The sequence below is a fragment of the Paenibacillus sp. FSL R5-0701 genome, assembly GCF_037973995.1.
In the GTDB taxonomy this organism is placed as follows: domain Bacteria; phylum Bacillota; class Bacilli; order Paenibacillales; family Paenibacillaceae; genus Paenibacillus.
The window spans coordinates 2,853,890-2,875,585 of record NZ_CP150230.1 but is presented as its reverse complement, the minus strand read 5'-3'; the positions used below and the strand labels follow the sequence as shown (position 1 = coordinate 2,875,585).

Annotated in this window: 2 protein-coding genes; both read right to left on the bottom strand. The window is 49.5% G+C overall.

Annotation, left to right across the window (positions count from 1 at the left end):
* Positions 1 to 7 precede the first annotated feature (7 nt).
* Entirely contained in the window at positions 8 to 10,015 is a 10,008-nt protein-coding gene (locus tag MKZ13_RS13225) for an SDR family NAD(P)-dependent oxidoreductase (protein ID WP_339184541.1), read from the bottom strand.
* Complete coding sequence (locus MKZ13_RS13220) at positions 10,012 to 21,696, bottom strand: SDR family NAD(P)-dependent oxidoreductase (RefSeq protein WP_339184539.1); 11,685 nt, start codon at positions 21,694 to 21,696, stop codon at positions 10,012 to 10,014. Before MKZ13_RS13220 ends, MKZ13_RS13225 begins: the two co-directional genes overlap by 4 nt.

Here is a 21,696-nt window from a genome sequence, read left to right as displayed (position 1 = left end):
CGTTCTGTTAACCATTCAGGGATGCAACTTTGTTCAAGTTCAGCTCTTGCATAAAAAGAGGTCTGGTCGTTCTGACAAGCCCCAGTTGATCCAGTGATCCTGTCAAAAGGATTTCCAGTGCTTTCATCGCTTCAGCTACTTCAATAGAACCGATACCGGCATTGCTCATAAGGGTGTTGTATTCTTCCGAGGCTACACTTCCCACACTTCCCCAATAACCCCAATTGATGACTTTGACATCATAGGAACGCTCCATTGCAAGCTGATGAGCAAACGCATCCTTGAAGGTGCAGCCAGCCGCATAATTGCTTTGCCCAGGAGACCTGGTAAACGAATTAAAAGATGAGAAAAACAGCATGAAATCGAGGTCATCCTGTCCAAATACCTGAGCCATGCGTGCACTTACAGCGACTTTTGCAGATAAGACAGCTTGAAAACGATCCTCCTCCATATTGGCGATACTCTGATCCTGCAATACAATCGCAGAATGAATTACACCATGAATAAGGGGATGTCTTCGCTTGATCTGTTCATAGGCCTTCTGGAGGGAATCTGCATTTGTCGCATCTGCCACAATGTACTCGGGAGCACTGCCCAGGGACTCCAAACGTTCTATACAACGTTGAATGCTTGAATCAGGTTCCCTGCGCCCGATCCAGATAATACGTGCATTGTACTGCCGGATCATGTATTCGCTCCACACCTGTCCAATGCCACCTGCCCCACCAATGACCACATATACTCCCTCTTGGCGATAAGCATCCTTAATTGCATGTTCATTGTGCACATTTACCGGGATCAACTCCTGGCGTAACCACTCGTTATCCCTATACAGATAGGCGTTTCCTTGCCCATTCCAAGGTAGTTCTTGCATTTGGGTCTCCGCCCATTCAACCTCATGCTCCAGATCGAGCAGTTTTATGCTCCACCGGGAGTATTCTTTGGCCAAAGAGCCCGCAAAACCATGAATACTTGCATGGGTAGGATTAATTTCATCCATTGGAGAGGATGGGATCGCATTTGTCGTAATGAGGGTCAATCTCAAGCTTCGATTACCGTATCCAAGCTCTAGTAGACTCTTGATCATTCTGAACAGCTGAAGAACCCCCTGCTCCTGTCCCTCAACAATCGAATCATCTGCCATGCAAACATTACCGGGGGAAGGAGCGTGCCATATAATGTGATCCAGAATGGCAAACTCCGACAGGCTGTCCTTCCAACCAAGTACGCTGTTATGGGGCAACATATGCATTGCGCCCGGATATAGTTTCAGAGCTTGCTTATGACTTGTATCGTTGTCACTAATGATGAGCACCTTGTTACCAACGGATAGCGGAAGCGCTATCTCCTCCGGCGTAAATACACTCCATATGGGTGTCATCAGAACATGTCCAACAGGAGGTATCCCCCCGGTCGTCAACGGATTTTGAAATAAAGGAAGCTTATCCGCTGTGGGAGCTTTACATGCCAATTCTGTCATCCGAATGCATAACTTTCCGTCCGGACTATACATCTCAATCTGAAACTTGATCAGCCCCTGTGCCCCAGAAGAGTGATCCATCTGTTGGACACGCACCCACATCTCTTCTGTGCAAGGATACAGGAGTTCCAACTGATCTAGTGTAAACGGCAGTGGCACTGAATCAGGACTTCGGCCCCCCTCCACATGTTGCTTCAGCAAAAGACCCATGGAGGCCTGGAACGCCGCATCAAGCAAATATGGATTCATTACATATTGCTCTGTATGTCCGACTGCCGGAGACAACCGCAACTGTGCCCAAACCTGATGATCCTGGATGAACAGCTGTGTAAGTCCCTGAAAGGCGGACCCGTAGGATAGACCCAATCCGTCAAACAAGGAATAACACTCCTTACCTGCTAGGACACGTTCTGCCTTCTCAACCAGCCAAGGTTTGTTTCCGTTTGGTTGAACGGATGCCTGTATTCCCCCCAGCAGAACGGAACCCTTGCAATGTGTTCGTTTGAGTTGCTCAGATCCATGAGTGAAGCTATAGATCTCAAAACCTACGATTCCATCATTCTGCTGTTTAAGTTCGATGAGAACATCAACCGGCTGATCCACCTGTAGAGGTGTCATCCATGTGACTTTCTGAATACACCGTACCTGCAACGAATCATCGAAAAGTCCAACAGCTTGCTGAACCGCCGCTCTGGCCATTTCCAGATAGGCTGTACCCGGAAGCCATTTCTCTCCATGGACCTGATGATGGGCCAAAATCGTTTCCTCGCCCGTAAACGTACTGGCATATCGTTGCAAACCAAAGCTGGATGTATTGCAATGTACGAGCGGATGTAAAATAGGTACGCTTGTATGTTGTATTACTTTGCTCCTCTGTTCTCTTGAGACAAGGGGTTCAGGTACCCAGTAACGTTCAGCTGCAAACGGATACGCCGGCAGACTGATTCGGCGCGGGTGCTGCTGTCTGTTGTCCCCGTATAGCTCCATCCACTGAATCACTGCCCCTCGTGTCCACGCGTCAAGTACATGCTCATAACGACCCTGGGACAGCCAGCGTTTCACATTCTCTTTCATGTCTTCCTCATCGGTTAACCAACCCGGATGCTCCTGCCCTTGCTTCACATGCCCCTGATAGTACAAGTTTCCTTTGCCTGCTGGTTCCGCCTGACCCACCTGTTCCACATAGCTGTCCAGCTTGGCAAGCAGCTCCTCCATCGTTTGCGCCAGCACACCCAGCCGTACCTCCATTGCTTCACGTCCGGTTTGCAGTGTATAGGCGATCTCCCTCACTTTCCAGCTGCTCTGCCCGGTACGGAGTGCATCTCGCAGCTGACGGGCCTGCACGACCAGCCGTTCCTCGTTCTTCGCTGACAGCACGATCATCCCTGGCACTTCATTTTGCTCGTTTTGCTCATTCATCTTTTCACGCGTCAGGTCGGGTTCCCGGTATTCCTCCAAAATGAGATGAGCATTCGCTCCACCTGCACCAAACGAGGAAATCCCCGCCCGTCGCGGTACGATCTGACCGTCCACTCTCGGACGTTCCCAAACGTCTAACTCCCGCTGGACCGTGAATGGGGTTTGACTAAAGTCAATATGCGGGTTGGTCTGCTGCACATGCAGGGATGGCGCCAGCTCTCCATGCTGTAATTGCAGCAGCACCTTGGTGACTCCCGCGATGCCTGCTGCGCTCTCTGCATGTCCGATATTGGATTTCGCTGAACCAATCGCACAGTAGGCCTCTTCCGACGGATCTTGCTGAAAAGCTTTACTCAGCCCCGCAATCTCGATGGGATCACCGAGCGACGTACCCGTGCCATGGGCTTCCACATAACTGATCGTCCGCGGGTCAACGCCCGCCTCACGCAAGGCCCGGCCGATGACGTCCGCCTGGGCGTTGGGATTCGGCACGGTATATCCGTTTGTTTTTCCACCGTGATTCAAGGCCGACCCTTTGATCACGCCGTAAATCCGGTCCCCGTCTGCAACGGCTCGTGCAAGCGGTTTTAACAGGACCGCGCCCACGCCTTCCCCCGGCACATACCCGTCGCCCCCTTCACCAAAGCTCTCACAGCGACCTTTGCTGGACAGGAATCGTCCTTGAGACAACATGATATATTTGTTCGGGTGGACCGACACATTCACCCCGCCCGCGACTGCAACCTGACACTCATTCTGTCTTAAACTCTGGCACGCCAGATGAATGGAAGTCAGCGAAGATGAACACATCGTATCCACCGCCAGACTCGGTCCGCGGAAATTACAGAAATACGACACCCGGTTGGCGATGGACGCCGGATTACCGGAGAGCGCAATTGAGGACTCGGCCCCGTACAGTTGGTATTCCTCGTACATCACACCCACGTACACACCCACGATGTCGGTAGCCAAACGCTCCCGCGTATACCCCGCATCCTCAATCGTCTCGTACACACACTGCATGAATAATCGTTCCTGCGGATCCATCATCTCAGCTTCCCGAGGAGAAATCTGGAAGAACAACGGATCGAATTCGTCCACACCGTCCAGAAATCCACCCCAGCGTCCATAGGTCTTGCCCGGTGTGCCCGGCGCTGAATCATATACCTTCTCCTGGTCCCAGCGTTCAGATGGAATCTCGGTAATGCTGTCCGTTCCACTGCGCAGATTCTCCCAAAACTCATGGATGTTCCGCGCTCCCGGGTACCTTCCCGCCACACCAATAATGGCGATATCCTGCTGCGTATCGACAGGTGTGTCCTGTCTGGAGACATTAGTCTGTGATTCATTCATCCGTGGTGCAGTCGTTTGAGTCTGTCCAAAAGTTAGATAGGGCGATCTGGTCTCTCCAGGGATGGATAAGACAGATTGCACTGAGGTTTGCTGTACTTTGACATGCTTGGCTTCCAAAGGTATGGATGCTGCATCTGAAGTTGTGTCGGGATCTCCCTCCCTTAGCAACCTGTCCAGTTTTTCGCCTTGCTCCTGTAGAAAGTAACTGCTCAAATCCCCGATCGTCTGGTATTCAAAAAATAATGTTTTGGGCAGTGGTCCAAATAAACTTTCCAGTTTGTTTGTCATCTGCATGATCAGGATTGAATCGATTCCATACTGCTCCAGAGGTGCATTCGCTCGAACGCGAGACTCGGGCAGTCCAATAACTTCGGCAAGAGTTTGGATCAAAAATTGAACCGTTCGTTTGGTTTTGTCAGCTGCCTGTGATCGGTTTGATTCCCCCACAGGAGAATTTATTTCTTTCATCGTTTCCAGTCTTTCGCTCTCACCATTGAAAGCCAGGAATCCCTGTTGGTTTTTGGAATGTAGAAGCCTCCTGATCCGGGTCATATCACCCGACAAAACAGCAATCTGTCCAGCTTCTGTTGCCAAAGCCCGATAGAAGGCCTGTATGCCGCTTGACGTTTCCATTCCCGCCAAACCGTAACGATGGAACATCCTTTGCTGAACGGTTTCAGGTATCGTCATACCCCCTTCAGTCCACAGCGGCCAGTTTATGGACAAGGTCCGCCCGTACCGCTCACCCTTCTGCACTCGCTGGTGCCGTTCAGATGCAAAAGAATCCATAAAAGCGTTGGCTGCCGCATAGTCGGCTTGTCCAGGGTTGCCAAACATCGCGGCAACAGCCGAACAAACGATGAACAGATCCAGTTTCTCCTCCCGAGTGGCTTCGTCCAAATGAACAATACCGGACACCTTCGGTGCAAAAACGTTGCGAAGATCGTCCTCTCTTTTAGCAAAAATGGGGTCATCCTGTATAATTCCTGCACAATGAATGATCCCGTTCAACTTACCAAACTCCATCTTGAATGAACTCACTAATTCTTGCACGGTCTGTCGATCCGAAATATCCCCTTGTCTGTAAAGAAGGTTTATTCCTTTCTCACGTAAAGCATCCAATGGCTTCCGAATGGTTGACCAGGATGCTCTCCCTACAGCAACAATGGTGCAGGAGGGTGCATGAAGCGCTATTTCTTCAGCCATGATAATCCCGAGAGCACCTGCTCCCCCGGTAATAACGTAGACCCCTTCGGGTTTCCATGGGATGTCGAATGCACTTTCAAATGGATCATGTTCAATCATTTTCCAGTCCTGAACATGACGAAGCCCAATACCTGATTGCCCTGGTGTACTCTTATAACGGATTAAACCATGCTCTGGGTAGTCCCGATTATCTACGAGCATGTTTGCCAGCATCTCCGATTCCGTTTCATTCAAAATCTCAATAACCTGACCATGAAAGAATGGATTCTCCAGTTCGGCCGTTCTTAACATAGCGGCAATTCCGCGATACAACGACAACTCGCCAGGAATGACAATTTGCAGCCATTTTTCATCGTTAACATGGGGCACTGCCTGCATCAGAAGAAGCCGGATCTCTTCAAGCACCTGCAAAGCGCTGTTGGTAAATAATTTGTCCCAAGACTGGTTGAAATCCGTTGACGGAATACGTACACTTTGAATGGAAAATCGCTGTAAATATTTCTCAATTCCTGGATAACTGTGATTGCTATCTTCGAATAAAAGCACCACATGATTGTCCACGGTTAAGGTCTCATTCCCGGAAACACCTCCGGCAAATGTGTCAGCAGGTGCCACTCTCCAATAGGGTTCAGCCAGCAAAGTCCCTTCATCCCCATGCTGCTCTACCTGTCTAGGGAGCTCGCGGAACGTCAGCCCCTTGATTCGAAGGACAAGCTGTTCCTTATCGTCATATCCATCAATATCAACCTTTTTCGTTTCAACTAGAGCGTCATTCGGAGTACAGACGCGAACATGCGACCACATTAATGATGCACTGTTTCCCCGTATCTCCACTTGCTCCATGGCAAACGGAACCGGTGTTGTAACAGGTGGACCTCCTGCTGCCACCAACAGAAGTCCAATGGATGCCTGTAGGACACTATCTGTAAGACCAGGGTGAAGCTGACCTCCGCCATATTCATGGGAAAACTCTCCTGCAAGGCTCAGTTTGGCAAGCGCCTGATTGGTCCCGATGTACAACTCTTCAATTCCCTGATAATAATCCCCGTATTGCAGATCCATTTGTTTAAACTGGTTGTAACAACCTTCTCTTGTATAAAACCCTTCGGTGCATTGGGCTCTGATCTGTGTCAGATCTGTCTGTCCAACTTCCTGCGGCTCCATCATTGCCGCTTGCCCAAGACAGTGAACAACAGTCTCTTCCGCACCTTGGCTCTGTATCCGAAACTCGATTGCTCCCCGTTCAAGCGGATGAAGCAAGACGTCAACCTGAACAGGCTCTTTGTTCACCTGTAGTGGTCCATACCAGCCGATATGGCTCAGACTTATCCATGTCTGTTCTAGATCATCATGCGTATGAGCCATTTCCACTGCAGCACGAGCCATCTCCAGATAGGCTGCACCCGGAAATACACTTTCCCCTTGCACAATATGATCCTTCAGGAAAAGCTCTTCGCCATCAAAGGTGGAACTGAATTGGAGGGCAGCCCAATTCGAAGTATTACGATGCAGCAAAGGATGAAGCAACTGGTTTGAGTCCTCTATGCTCTGGTTAGCATGTTGTTGGATCGTATGATCATTTGTTGGTGGGTGACTAGCATCAATCCAGTACTTATCCTTGGCAAACGGATACACGGGCAGTGAGATTCGTCCTGCGGCCGCATGCTTAAACAACAATTCAAAATCAAGATGATATCCCTGCATATATAAGCTTGCTGCTGCTGCTAATTTTTCCGTAAATTCAGCCGAATTCGGTGATTCCGAACAATGCTGCAAACATTCATTTCCATAACGCATTAATGAAGACTGCGGGCGAAGTGTATGTGACAGTTCCACCACCTGAACTTCTGCTGCGGCTCCCTTTTCAAGCCACTTCTCCAATATTCTGATCAACTCTTGCTCATTACGGACAACACAGCTCAATCGGGAGTTCAGATGTTTTCGTCCCATGAGCAATGTATAACTCATATCCCAGCAGCTCACATCGGATTGTTCTTTGCAGAAGCTAACCAGTTGCTTGACTTGAACTTCCAATTGTTCCTGTGACTGAGCCGATAAAACAATCAGGTTCCCGGGACGATTGACCTTCTGACTTCCCATAACAGGTGCTTGTTCAATGACCATATGCGCATTCGTTCCACTGAAGCCAAAAGCGCTGATTGCGGCCATCCTTTTAACACCTGGCGGTGTGATCCAATCGATTGTCTCTGTATTGATGTAAAAAGGACTGCTTGCAAACGGAATGTGTTCGTTGCCTTCCTGAAAATGAAGGGAAGCTGGAATTTTTGCATGTTTTAAGGAAAGTAAAATTTTGATCAGTCCAGCCACACCGGCAGCGGCCGCAGCATGTCCAATATTCGTTTTGATTGAACCAAGGGCACAGTAATTTTCCTCTTCGGTGTACGACCGGAACGCTTTCACAAGCGCACTGTATTCAATGGGATCTCCCAATTTAGTTCCCGTTCCATGGGCTTCAACCAGTTGGATATTTCCAGGATGGATGTCAAAACGATTGTAGACCTCACTCATGAGCTGCTCCTGAGACTTCGCACTCGGCGCGGTGAGCCCGTTCGAGGCTCCATCCTGGTTAATGGCTGTACCGCGAATAACCCCATGGATGTTGTCCCTGTCACGCAAAGCGTCACTTAAACGCTTCAGCACTACAACTCCTGCACCTTCTCCAGGCACAAATCCGTCTGCCCGCTGGTCGAAAGTATGACATTTTCCTGTCGTTGAGAGCATGCCGGCCCGGTTGGATGCAATGAAAAAACCTGGGGTGGACTGTATAAAGACTCCTCCGGCAAGCGCCATTTCCGTCTCTCCAGACCATAATCCCTGACAAGCCAGATGAACTGATACGAGTGAGCTTGAACATGCCGTATCCACTGCAATAGCAGGGCCCTGCAAATTCAGATAATATGCAATTCGAGCAGGAATGACTGAACCCGAGTTGCCCCAGAATGCCTGCGGAACAGGATTCGGTCCAAGCAGTGTCCGGTAATCAAGCTCATTAAATCCCGCGTATACACCACACTTCAGCCCGGCAACTGCCTGCCCTGCATATCCAGCATCCTCCAGCGCCTTCCAACATTCCTCAAGAAAAATTCGCTGATGCGGGTCCATATGAGCAGCTTCCGTACCTGAAATGTTAAAAAATTGAGGATCAAATTCATCTATGTTTTCCAAAAATCCACCATGGCTGCAATAGGAAGTATCCTTTTCAAAATAAGATGATAGATCCCAACGCGTAACTCTCCCGACCAGATTCTTTCCTGTGACTAAATTCCCCCATAAGGAATGAATATCATCTGACTGCGGAAATCGCCCGCTCATCCCAATAATAGCGATATCTCCCCGTTCCACCTTTAAAGGACTATAAGACTCTGGGAACACAAAATGCTGGTCATGATTGTGTTCGGATGAACCTTCTGTTTTGTATGCATGCGGGGCAGCAGCTTCAGAGCTCAACTCCACCGGATCTACAGATTTGGAAATCTTTTCGATGGTTTGCACAAGGCCGTCCCTATACTTTTCAACGATATGGTTGGATAACAACTCAATGGAGCTATAATCAAACAGGCTGGAGACCTGCAAAGATATGGATAACGCCTCGTTGATCGACTGAATAAGCCGTACGCCTGTAATGGAGTCCACACCATATTCGGAGAAGGGTTCCTCTGAATCAATCATGGTGGTGTTCACTTTAAGCGAAGCAGACAGCATATCTGTAACGATCTCTCTTACATGTGCTTTCAATGTGGTTGCTGAAGTGCTCTCCAAACCAAGAGATGACTTGCTCGGCTTCTTTTCTTGCAGTTCAGGACGGCTTCCTGGAGAGAACGAATCATTGGACTGTAATTCAGACCGTGCCTGATTGGATGATCCAACTGGAGTAACTTCCGCGTCGATCTGCCTTACTATGCCGTCACTGTATGCCACAATGACCTGCTGCCCTTCCTCGTGCCAATCTTGTGCAGGAAATTCGATAGAATGAAAACCCGCTTCCAGTAACAGCTGTTCCCATACATGAGGTGCTACTCCGGGAGAATCGGTTAGACGAAGCTCGGGGTCCTCATACAGCCACCATCCATCCAATAAACCAAAGGTAAGGTGAGTAAAAAGGGAATTGCTGCTAATCTCGTTAATTAACAGCATTCCGCCTTGTTTTAGCAGAGCCTTCACATTACGCAGTGTTGTCCGCAAATCGGGAGTTGCGTGCAGCACATTGGCTGCGATGACCACATCATAGGCACCGGTGTCTATCTGTTGGGCAGACGGAGCATAACGAACATCAAACATACGATAATTCAGGAATGACCTGCCTGCTCCATACTTCTGTTCACCATGCAAAAGGAATGCTTGGGATACATCCGTATATGCATACTCTTGAATATGTTGTTCCACCGGTTTCAGTCTGTGCAAAACGGCTGCGCTTGTTCCTCCGGTTCCCGCCCCAATCTCCATCATGCGGAGAGCAGAGCTGTCCAACTGGATTTTATGCTGCACATAATGTAGTGCTGTTTCAGCAAGCACTTCGTTATAACGGTTTATTTTCACGTGTATATCCCCCCGACCAATTCCATAGAGGAATCAGGAAACATAATCTCGGTTGCTAGGCATTTTCCGCCGATAATATCTGGCAGCGCCTTCAGCATCGTTTCAACCAATCTGATTTGTGATTCCGCGCCGTGGTGTTTGATCCATCCGGGTTTGTTATGCTCCCATTCCTGCCAAGCCGTTTCGGCTTTCGGCTCGTCGTAATTGCATACCCTGTAACCAAAATCGGTTTTCATCAGATAGCCGTAACGGACTAGCGCGGTCAAACTTCCTCTGATCCAATGAGCATAGGTGTCCGACAAATTCTGTGTTAATTCAGCCAGAGTACCGGAGCTAACATCGGATTCAAACCAACCGGAGGCTTGCAGCTGCACCCACATCAGTTTTGCAAGCAAAGGCTCCATCTCTTGGAGCAAATGGCTTGTATTCTTGTCTGGATGAGAGGTATGCACGAGGTCACGAGTCACTGGCCTGCTTGCCTTTAGAGACTGATCCGACATATAGACTTGTACAGATTTTTGCATATTGATTCCAGGAATCAAATTTGTTTTTGTTTTTAACAAGGCAGCCTGTGTAAGATCTATGCTCATGAGCATCTCCAAGGCTTCCATCGCTTCTGGCGCCTCAATTGAACTCACACCCATCCGGTTCATGCGTTCCCTGTATTCCAATGAAGCCACACGGCCTACACTCCCCCAGAAACCCCAGTTCATAATTTTGACCGGACATGTCCAGGATTGTCGCAACCAATGCGCAAACGAATCTTTAAACATACAGCCCGCCGAGTAATTGCTCTGGCCTGGTTGTCTGGTAAAAGAGTTCATAGATGAGAAAAAAAGGACAAAGTCCAGATTTTCTTTCGCAAATATGTTTGCCATCACAACACTTACATCCAGTTTGGCGACAAATACATGTTGAAACTGTTCCTCTGTCATCTGCTCCAGACTGCCATCTTGCAAAACAATTGCTGAATGCACAATACCATTTATGGTCTTGAACCGGCTTTTGATCGTTTCATACGCACTCATTAATTCCTCTTCACTGGCTGCATTGGCCGAAATATATTCGGGAGCAGCCCCCAGAGCTGACAAACGATTCTGTTTATTCCGTATCTCGTCGTTGTATTCACTTCTCCCGATCCATATCACTCTCGCCTGATAGGTCCGAATCATATATTCACTCCATACTTCTCCGATCCCGCCGGCCCCGCCAATGACAACATATATTCCACCATAACGATAATTGTTGTTGTCCTGAGGGGCATTGCTCTCCAGGCGAACAAGTTCCTGACTGTACCAGCGGTTGTTTCGATGGACCTGGAGATCCCCTTTACTTTTCGGTTCCAGTGAGAGCGCTCCACGAATAGAACGTTCATTGATGTTACCAGCTTGCAAATCCACAAGACGCACATACCATTGTGGAAACTCCTGCGCCATTGAGCTGGCAAGACCATGAACTCCGGCATCCGCAGGATTAACCCGGTCGCTAGACCATACGGATTGTGTCTGACAGGTTAAGAATGACCATTCCAACGGACGATGACCATATCCCAATTGAATCATGGCTTTAATGATTCGAAACACATTTTTCACGCCCATATTCTGTGCCAATATCATATGATTCAGTGACGTTGGAGGGAGAGACATATGATTGGATAACCAAATGATATGATCAATCGTATCGACCTTTTTCAAGGCATTCATCAGACTGACGGGATCTACAGCAGTTTCCGCATCCATACGGATTGATTTTGCATGGATCTGATGAACCATCTCCCATTGCTCCGTTGTACCTCCAATGACCAGCCATCGTTTATATCCAGGATTGAATTCGGACTTTTCAGTCTTTTCGACTACTTCCCATATTGGGGTCAGCATAAGATTATGGTCCGATGGCTCCGATGGGGTTGCAAGAGGAGGTTCCTCCTGCTTAACTTTTGATTCACTTATCGTGTTGCCCTGAGATTGCTGCGGGATCCAGTATCTTTCTCTTGCAAATGGATAGGTCGGTAGGGCGATCCGTTGGGGTTTACCCTCAGCAACATATAATGTATTCCAGTCCAGGTTCAGACCCTGCACCCATAAATCCAGTAATTTCTCATGCTGGCCCTTCTGAATCCACCGGTTCACCATTTCTTCCATATCCTCATCCCGACTAAGGATGGAAAGCATCTCTTTACCCTTTTTCACATGACCGGTATAAAAAACCATTTGCGAAGCTTGTGTTTCCAGATTGTTTGCCTGTTCAACATACTCTTTTAGTTTCGCAATGAGTTCCTCTATGGACACCGCCAGCAAGCCCAGACGCTCTTCCATCGATTCACGTCCAACTTGCAAAGTATAGGACAGGTTCCTCATATCCGAATCCACATATATTCCGGTGTATAACGCTTCAAGTAAGTCTTTGGCCTTTGCCAAGAGTCGTTCCTGATTTCTTGCGGACAACACAACGATAACAGGAGATTTAGGGTGATCTTTGCCAACTGTTATCTGTTCCGAGTACATACCTGTCTGGGTATACTCTTCAATGATGATATGTGCATTGGCACCCCCAGCTCCAAATGAAGATACGCCTGCACGTCTTGGGATCTGCACTCCATCTATTTCCGGACGCTTCCATGGTCCGAGCAACTTCTGAACCACAAATGGACTCTGGGTAAAATCAATGTTTGGATTGGTCTCTTCCGCGTGCAAGGATGGCGCGAGTTCCCCATGCTGCAGCTGCAGCAACACTTTGGTTACCGCAGCAATGCCTGCTGCGCTCTCGCAGTGACCAATGTTGGATTTGGCTGAACCGATGGCACACTTGAAGTTGGATTGGACCGTCCGCTGAAATGCTTTTGTTAAACCGGCCACTTCAATAGGGTCCCCGAGCGAGGTTCCTGTTCCATGCGCTTCCACGTAACTGATCGTTCGCGGATCAATACCTGCTTCAAGCAGGGCGTCACCGATAACCTCAGCCTGTGCATTGGGATTTGGCACGGTGTATCCATTGGTTTTCCCCCCGTGATTCAGCGCCGATCCTTTGATCACACCGTAAATCCGGTCCCCATCCGCTATGGCTCTCGCCAACGGTTTCAACAGAACCGCGCCGACACCTTCACCCGGAACATAGCCGTCCCCACCTTGGCCAAAGCTCTCACACCGTCCTTTGCTGGACAGAAACTTCCCTTGAGACAAAAGAATATATTTGTTGGGATGAACCGACACATTCACACCGCCAGCTACAGCTACCTGGCACTCGTTCTGTCGCAGGCTTTGACAGGCCAAATGAATGGATGTTAATGACGACGAACACATTGTATCCACGGCCATGCTTGGTCCGCGAAAATTACAGAAATACGAAACCCGATTGGCAATGGAAGAAGGATTACCGTTGAATGCCATGGAATTCTGGGACCCATAGAGCTGATACTCCTCATACATCACACCTACATAGACGCCCACTTTCTCCGTGCTCAAGCTTTGTCTTGTGTATCCCGAATCTTCCAGTGTTTCATATACACACTGCAAAAAAAGTCGTTCTTGAGGGTCCATTGTTTCAGCTTCACGAGGAGATACCTTGAAAAACAACGGATCAAACTCATCCACACCATCCAAAAAACCACCCCAACGGCCATAAGTTTTGCCTAGAATTCCTGGCTCTGGGTTATACACCTGCCCGTGATCCCAACGTTCAGATGGAATCTCGGTAATACTGTCCATACCACTACGCAGGTTATGCCAGAATTCACCGATATTACGGGCACCAGGATATCTGCCCGCCATTCCGATAATGGCAATATCCTGATGCTGATTATTCTTGCCCTTTTGACCACCAGAAGGTGAGTCCATATGAATGGCAAGGTCCGGGTCCGTTTCTTTCAAAATAGGTTCGGCTTCGGGTTCGAATGGGGTTCCTGTCAGCAGCGTTCGTTTCGACATCACGGCGTGTGTTGGTGCGTGTGTTTGGGAGTCCGACACATTCTGTAAAATCGCTAGCACATTCTTCTGTGTCATTCCGGCTGGTTTCATCCCTCGTTGCTGAAGCAGCGTATCCAAACGAACCTGATGAATGTTCATAAAGTAATGACTTAGTTCCCTCAGGGTCTGATATTCAAAGAACAGCGTTTTGGACAGAGACCCCAATTCATTCTCCAATACGTCCGTCATCTTCATAATGAGCAGCGAATCGATACCATACTGCTCCAGCGGGACATCTGGCTCAATCCTTGATTCTAGCAAGCCAATCACGGGAGCCAATGTTTTAATTAACCAAAGGATGGTTTGATCCTCAAGATTGCCTTCAAGTCCAGTAACCTCTTCCGTATCCTCGATACTCACAGATATATCTGCTGTTGAACTCTTGGAAAGGTTTAATTGACCCACGAACTGCTCAGCGGTTGCGTGGAGGCTCATTTGTTCCAACAGTGTCTCTGCAGAAATATCCCATCCATGCCGAGTTAGCAGTCTGCGGGAAAGTTCACTCCATTGCACCGGGTCCAAACCATATTCGCTCCAGTCCATGTCCGGGTCCACGTCCTGCTCCCCTACGTTCAACAAAGCGGCCACTTCCAACGTGAGCACAGATACAGCTTCCTGTTGGGTCATGCCTCCCGCCAGAGGGGCTCCAAGCTTGATGGATAACGATTCCGGCGAAGGCGCTTGCCTATCTGCGTCTGCGTTTGCTGGCTCGATCGATTCAGTTAACCCCGAATCTACCGGCTCCAGCAGGCTTCTTCGCAGCACCGACAGCTTGCCTTCCGCCACCAATACCTGGCTGCCTCCACTCGCCCAGGCCTGATACAACGCCTTTACTCCCGACGCGGTTCCCAGCGGTCTCAGTCCATGCTGTTTCCACAGACGCTGCTTCCCCTCTTCCTCCAGCTGCATTCCGCCTTCTTCCCACAACGGCCAGTTGATGGATAAGGTTCGCCCTTGACACTCCCCGCGTTTCATCCGCGCATTTCGGCTCACCGCATACGCATCCATATACCCATTGGCGGCGGCATAATCACCCTGCCCTGCATTCCCCGTCACCGCTGCACCCGAGGAGAACAGAAGCAGCACATCCAGCGCTTCGGTCCCGATCGCTTCTTCCAGATTCCGTATGCCGACTACTTTCGGAGCCAGCACGGCCTGCCAATCGCTTTCCGTTTTGTACCGTATCAGACTGTCCCGGATCTCTCCGGCACAGTGCAGCACCCCGTTCACCTGGCCATACTGCTGACGGATACGCCCGAACAGTCCGTGGACCGCCTCTCGATCGGTGACGTCCACTGCTTCATAAAGCACCTGGGCAGGGAGCTGCGCCATCTCTCGCTGTACCGCCTCTGGCATCGCCGGGGATCGGCCAGTCAATATAAGCGTACTGCCTTCCGTTTGGGCTGAAATCTCCCGGGCCCAGATCCGTCCCAGGCCACCGGCTCCGCCTGTAATGACGTACACGCCTCCGTCTCTCCAAGGGGACAACCGTGGGACACTGGTCTTCCGCTTTGTCTTCATCTCTGTCTCTGCATTCCCATTCGTCATCTCATTCGTGTCCACGTTCTCATCTCTGTCCACGTCAACCGCCTGCCAGCCCGCTCGCTTCAGCTCACCCGCTTCCCAACGCAGATGGCTCTCCTCCGCATGGAGCGCACACTGGTGCAACTGCTCGGTCAATATGGCGGCCGATGTCTCTGGCCGGACTTCGACAAGCTGTGCCAGACAGCCCGGATGCTCCAGTCGCACCGTCCGCAGCAGCCCGCTCAGGCCGGCGAAGCGTCTTCCTTGTTCATCTCCCGCCACGACGACCTGCACAGCCATCCGGTGGCTTCGCTGCATCGCAAGCTGCTGCTGCACATGGTGTAGAATGGCCTGAACAGCCTGTCCGTATCGCGCCTCCAACGCCCCCGTTAACACCATCTGCTTCCAGGACACATCCGCAGCCGCGAAGTCTTGCGGGGCCCAATCACACAGCAGCACCGCGGGTTCAACCCCCACAGCTTCAGCCGGTAGGGAGCGCTTCGGCAGCTCCTGCCACTTGGGCTGCACCAGCAGCACACCTTCCCGGCTTTCGGGCACACGCGAGGTCACGCCCCGCAGTCGAATGCAAACCTGTCCCTCCGAATCGCACAGCTCCAGATCCAGTTTACGGACGCTAGCCTCCGCAGCGGAAGATGCCGCTGGCTCGGGGCGAACACGCACCACCGCCCACATGTGCGCCTGGCAAGGAGATATCACTTCCGCCTCCTCCAGCGCAAAAGGCAACGGAGCGGAAGCGGGCGGGTTCCCATGTCGTTCTGTTGTGCTCGCAAGGGCCGTGCTCTCCAAGCTTACTGCCCCCTCCTGAGTAGTGGATCTCAGCACTTCCGCGATCTGATCTCCGGCCAGCAGGGCGATGGATGCTTGCAAGGCCCCATCCACCATACCGGGATGCAGCACAGTGTCCGCTTGCCCTTCGAAGAGCGCTTGTGGCAGACGCAACTGCGCCAAGGCCTCGTTTGCCCCCCATTGCAATTCGGCAATGGTCTGATGGGACGGACCGTACTCCAGACCCAGTTTTCGGAATGCTTCATAACAAACTGCTCCACTGGCCTGTCCCTCTGTACACCGGCTGCGCACAGCCTGCAAATCCAAGGTTTGCACGGCTTCTACGAGAGGTCTTCCCACACTTACACGCCCTTGACTATACACCGCTTCTCCAGATTCAATTGCAGACTCATTTGCTGGCGCTGCCGAAACTCCATAGGACAGGCTTCCATCTGCCTCGGCCTCAAGCACGAGATGAACCTCCAGAGGCTCCTCTCCAACAACGAGCGGCCTGCTCCACATTACATGCCGCAGCAGCAGACTGTGTGTGAGCGGAGGCCAATTCGCTGCATGCGCCGCTGCTGCCCGGGCCATCTCCAGCTGAACAACAGCTGGAAGCAGCTTGTGCCCCTGTACAACATGATCGCTTAGGAAAGGCTCATTTCCATTGAACTGACTACTGTACCACTGGCCCCGCAGCAGATCCGAACGGTTGTGGTGCAGCATGGAGTGCAGAACTGTAACCTTTTTGCCGAAACCTGCAGTCCCGCTCTCCCTTTTTGCATGGACCATGGGGACCCAATAGCGTTCTCTTTGAAATGAATAGGTAGGGAGACTGATTCGAGTAGGCCTGCTGTCCTTCTGGTACATGCTGTTCCAATCAATGGTTATTCCTTTGGCCCATACTTCAGCGATTGAAGCCATCTTTCTTTTGTTCATCCATATTTCGATTGCTGTCCGAATGTCTTCATCTGATTGAAACAGTTCTGTGATCGCATCTTCATGAAGCCTGACTTCTCCCTCATAACCAGCCCGACTGTTCAAAGATCCAATCCGCTGGCCTTGGTCTTTGCTTTGCACATACTCTGTACATTTCCTTCTCAGCTCTTCAAGAGAACTGACAACAAAGGCAACCCTGTATCGCATATGCTCTCTGCCCACCTGCAGCGTGTATGCCAGATTGGATAGCTTGATTCCCCGTGTGGCGGCGGAATTTTGATATTCCTTACTGGTGGAGAGATAATTCATCATGTCGCGCACATGATCAAGCAGACTTGTTTGACTTTTGGCAGATAACGGAACAATGACTGGAAGCTCGGACTCCAAATCTGAACTGGAATTTACTGCTGTTGGTGCATATTCTTCAACAATCAAATGGGCGTTACTGCCGTTTGCTCCGAAGGAGCTAATACCCGCTCGCAAAGGATGGGTTTCTGGAGTGTTACGATCTGCCTTCATAGTTCTCCAGTCCTTTCCTTCCCTCTCCACATAAAAAGGAGTGTTCTGAAAAGGAATGTACGGATTCAGACGTTCCGCATGTAAGGAAGGAAAAATCCGATTGTGTTTCATCTGTAACAGTACCTTGGTTAACGCAGCCACACCCGCAGCCGCTTCCAAATGCCCGATATTGGACTTCAGTGAACCAATTGCACAACTCTGTTCCGGCAGTGACCAGTCCGCCAATGCTTTATTCAGTCCCTGTACCTCGATCGGATCTCCGAGGGACGTTCCTGTGCCGTGTGTCTCAAAATAACTGACCGTTCGAGGATCAACCCCTGAACGTTTGAATGCATGTTTAATAACTTCCGACTGTGCTGTTGAGTCTGGTACCGTTGGGCCTGATGTTTTTCCTCCATGATTGATTGCAGACCCTTTAATAACACCATAGATGGAATAACCTTGCTCTTCGGCATGACTCAGACTGGTCAGCAACACCGTTCCTGCTCCCTCACCCGGCACATATCCGTCTCCGCCCTCTCCGAAACTGCGGCATCGTCCATCGGATGATAATAGCTGTGCCTCTTTCAAAAACATGTATCGATGTGGATGCGTAATGACGTTGACTCCGCCAGCAAGAGCATACTCACATTCCTCATTTCGAATGCTTTCGCAGGCCAGATGAATGGCCGTTAGTGCGGAGGAACACATGGTATCTACCGCAAGAGAAGGACCATGGAAATTCATGCAATACGATACCATGTTTGCAACGGACGCTGCACTGACCCCCAAGGATGTAGGTACACCGCGATCTGTCAATTCCGATGCAAACAGCTCATAATGATTCCAGAATACGCCGGCAAATACACCTACACTCCGGGTACCTGTTGAAGCATCCTGGTGCTGACTGCGTTCAACGCGAAATCCCGCATCTTCACAGGCTTCCCATGCCGTCTCCAGAAAAAGTCTTGCCTGGGGGTCCATCATCTCCGCCTGACGGGGAGATAAATTAAAAAATAGTGGATCGAACTCATCAATCTTATCGATGAATCCCCCAAACTGATAATATGATTCCGGCGTATACGAAAACCGCCCCTGTTCCCAACGATCTCTGGGAAAACCTGTAATGCAATCCTTACCTGATAACAGATTGGCAGCAAATTCATCCACATTCCGAGCCATCGGATAGCGGCCAGCCACACCAATAATGGCTATATCTTCTGTATGCATTTCCGATGGTCTCTTTTCTTTTCGAGGAACCTCATGATTTAAAACTTTTGCTGCAGAAGGGCCCTCCACATGGATAGTAGTTTGTGCAAAACTTCGGATAAACGAAGGTTTACCATACATCACAACAGTCTGCGTTGATGCATTCATCATAAGCGAATCGAACAGTTGCATTCCTTCGTCTTGAGGCAGCGGGGCCAATCCCGTTTTGACTTCCAACTGCTGCTGGTAAACTGGATCGATCGACATGCCTCCATTCGCCCATAGAGGCCAATTAATTGAAAGGGTTCTGCCTGATCGCTGTCCTGCCACAACCTGTTGCTGACGCCGCTCTGCAAACCGATCCATAAAAGCGTTACCACAAGCATAATCTGCTTGTCCCATATTCCCGAGCACAGCCGATAGTGAAGAGAATAAAATAAAAAAGTCCAGTGGTTGATCACGAGTATATTCATCCAGGTACCAAGGTCCGCTCACTTTAGGGCCTAGCACTTCCGAAATATTCTCTTTTGTTTTCTGTAAAATGAATTGGTCCCGGGTAACTCCTGCACAATGTATGATTCCCCGAATAACTCCCAGACTGGTCCGAATCTGCTGGATGACATGACTCGTCTGCTCGCTATGCGTTAGATCTGCCTGAAAATAATGAACATCCGCTCCCAGACTCTTCAACTCCGATATCTTATCGGACTCTTTTTTGCCAAGAGAAGAACGCCCCACCAGCGCCAATGTAACCCTCCCTTGCTCAGACAAATGGCGACCTACCATCAAGCCTAATCCACCCAATCCACCAGTAATCAGATAAACACCATCTTTTGCAACATACTGGCTTTTCTGCAGCATCGGTATCGGCTTCTCACGGTATTTTTTCACCATCCGCACACGAGATTTTCCGGTGTAACACACTTCACTGACTCCCGAGGAATGTGTTACTCGCTCTTTATCCAACCAGTCCGCCCATTGGGTTCTTGTAACGTTATGAATATCATTCACCGTGATGATCTGTCCATGCAGATGAGGGTTCTCTGCATGAGCTGTTCTTAAAAGGGCTCCCATCGCGCCTGAAAAATCAGTGCCCGTTCCTGACGGACCAATTATTTGAATATGGGTCTCCGCTTTGGGAAACTGCTGCATGTAATTCTGAAGCCAGACTATACATTGCTCGCACATTTGTTCAAATGACTGTGGCATGGTACGTTCACTGGTTAGTGTGACAACCTCTGATTGCGGAAAACATTCCTTGATCATTTGATCATGTCCAATTGCTTGCTCGCAAAGAATAACAACGTGGCTCCGCACTGTGTTTGAGGTGTTACGCATATGCAGCGTGACCTCTTCCCAGAAGGGTTCGAGCATGACAGATGAGTAATCATCACTCTTTCCCCGATCATGATTGAGTTCTGAAGTTTTGATGCTTGCCTTGCTGGCCGAAGCTTTGCTCTCCGTGTACTGATTTTCAGTAAATGCCTCAGGCCAATGTTGGTGCAGGTATGCAGCAAGAGACTTAATATTGGAATATTCAAATAACAGCGTGGGGTAAAGCTGCTCCTTCACTTTGTTCTCCAGCGTCCTTGAAAGGTTGATAAGCTGCAAGGAATCCAGTCCCATCTGATAAAATCCCAGTTCTGTGTCCAAATTCGCTTCAGATGTTCCAAGCACTTTGCCTATCTCTACCTTTAAATAGTCCGCAACCTGCTTCGTGTTCCCTTCTGGAACACCTCTTCGCTGATTCGATAGTTCGGATGTATCATCTATGATGACAGGTGAATCTTGTATATTGACCTTTGTGGCCAGCTCTGGTACAGATGAATCCTCTGAACCTGAGCCTTCTACCCCATTTGGATTCTGATGTACTTCGGCCCATTTCTGTATCAAATGAGGATTACGAATACGTTTAGCGGTTAAACGCTCAAATTCAACCAAGGACTTGCCAGCAGAATCAACCACTCTAATATCTGTAGAAATCAGATCTGGTGATGAGACAGAATTATCGTTTATCAATGGTCGAGCGAGCGAGTACACACCAATGGTGTCAGGTAACGGACCATAAATACAGAAGCGTTCAATCATAAAAGGAATATAGGGAGTCTGATCATCAAACATCCCCTGTGCTTTTTCCTTTAAACGAAATGAGGAGCCCGCAAAAGTTGCCCCATCCAAAAAAGCTGCATGTGCATAAAATTCATTGGAGTAAACGGAAGCCTGCTCACTGAGATTCAGACACATAAGCTCCTGATTCTCATATTGGTAGACGACCCCTGAAGTTTGCATAAATGGCCCATGCTCGATGTTGACCTGCCTCGCCAATTGATAAACCTCATCCATGCTCCACTGATCTCGGGATTGAGTTTTCAGATCCTGAATATGGATCACGGGTGGATTAAACTCAGGATCAACAAGAAACATCGTACATTGCATATGTTGTTCTTCACTGCCCTGATCGATGGTACCATTCATCACTTTGTTGCTTGTAATGGTTACCCTCCATTGCAACTCTGAAGGTACAGGTGAGAACGTCACAGCAATCTCGCGATCAAATTGCTCTGATGTCACAATGGGCGTTGTAAACAAAATCTGCCGCAATTCGACAGAGTGTGTCTCCAAATATAAAGCCGACAAACGATAGATCATATCCAGTAGGGTGACCCCGGGTAACGTACAAATTCCGTGTACACGATGATCCTGAACGATGGCGTTGCTGTGGCTTAAACGTTGCACGTATGTTTCTTGATTGCGACCTATCAA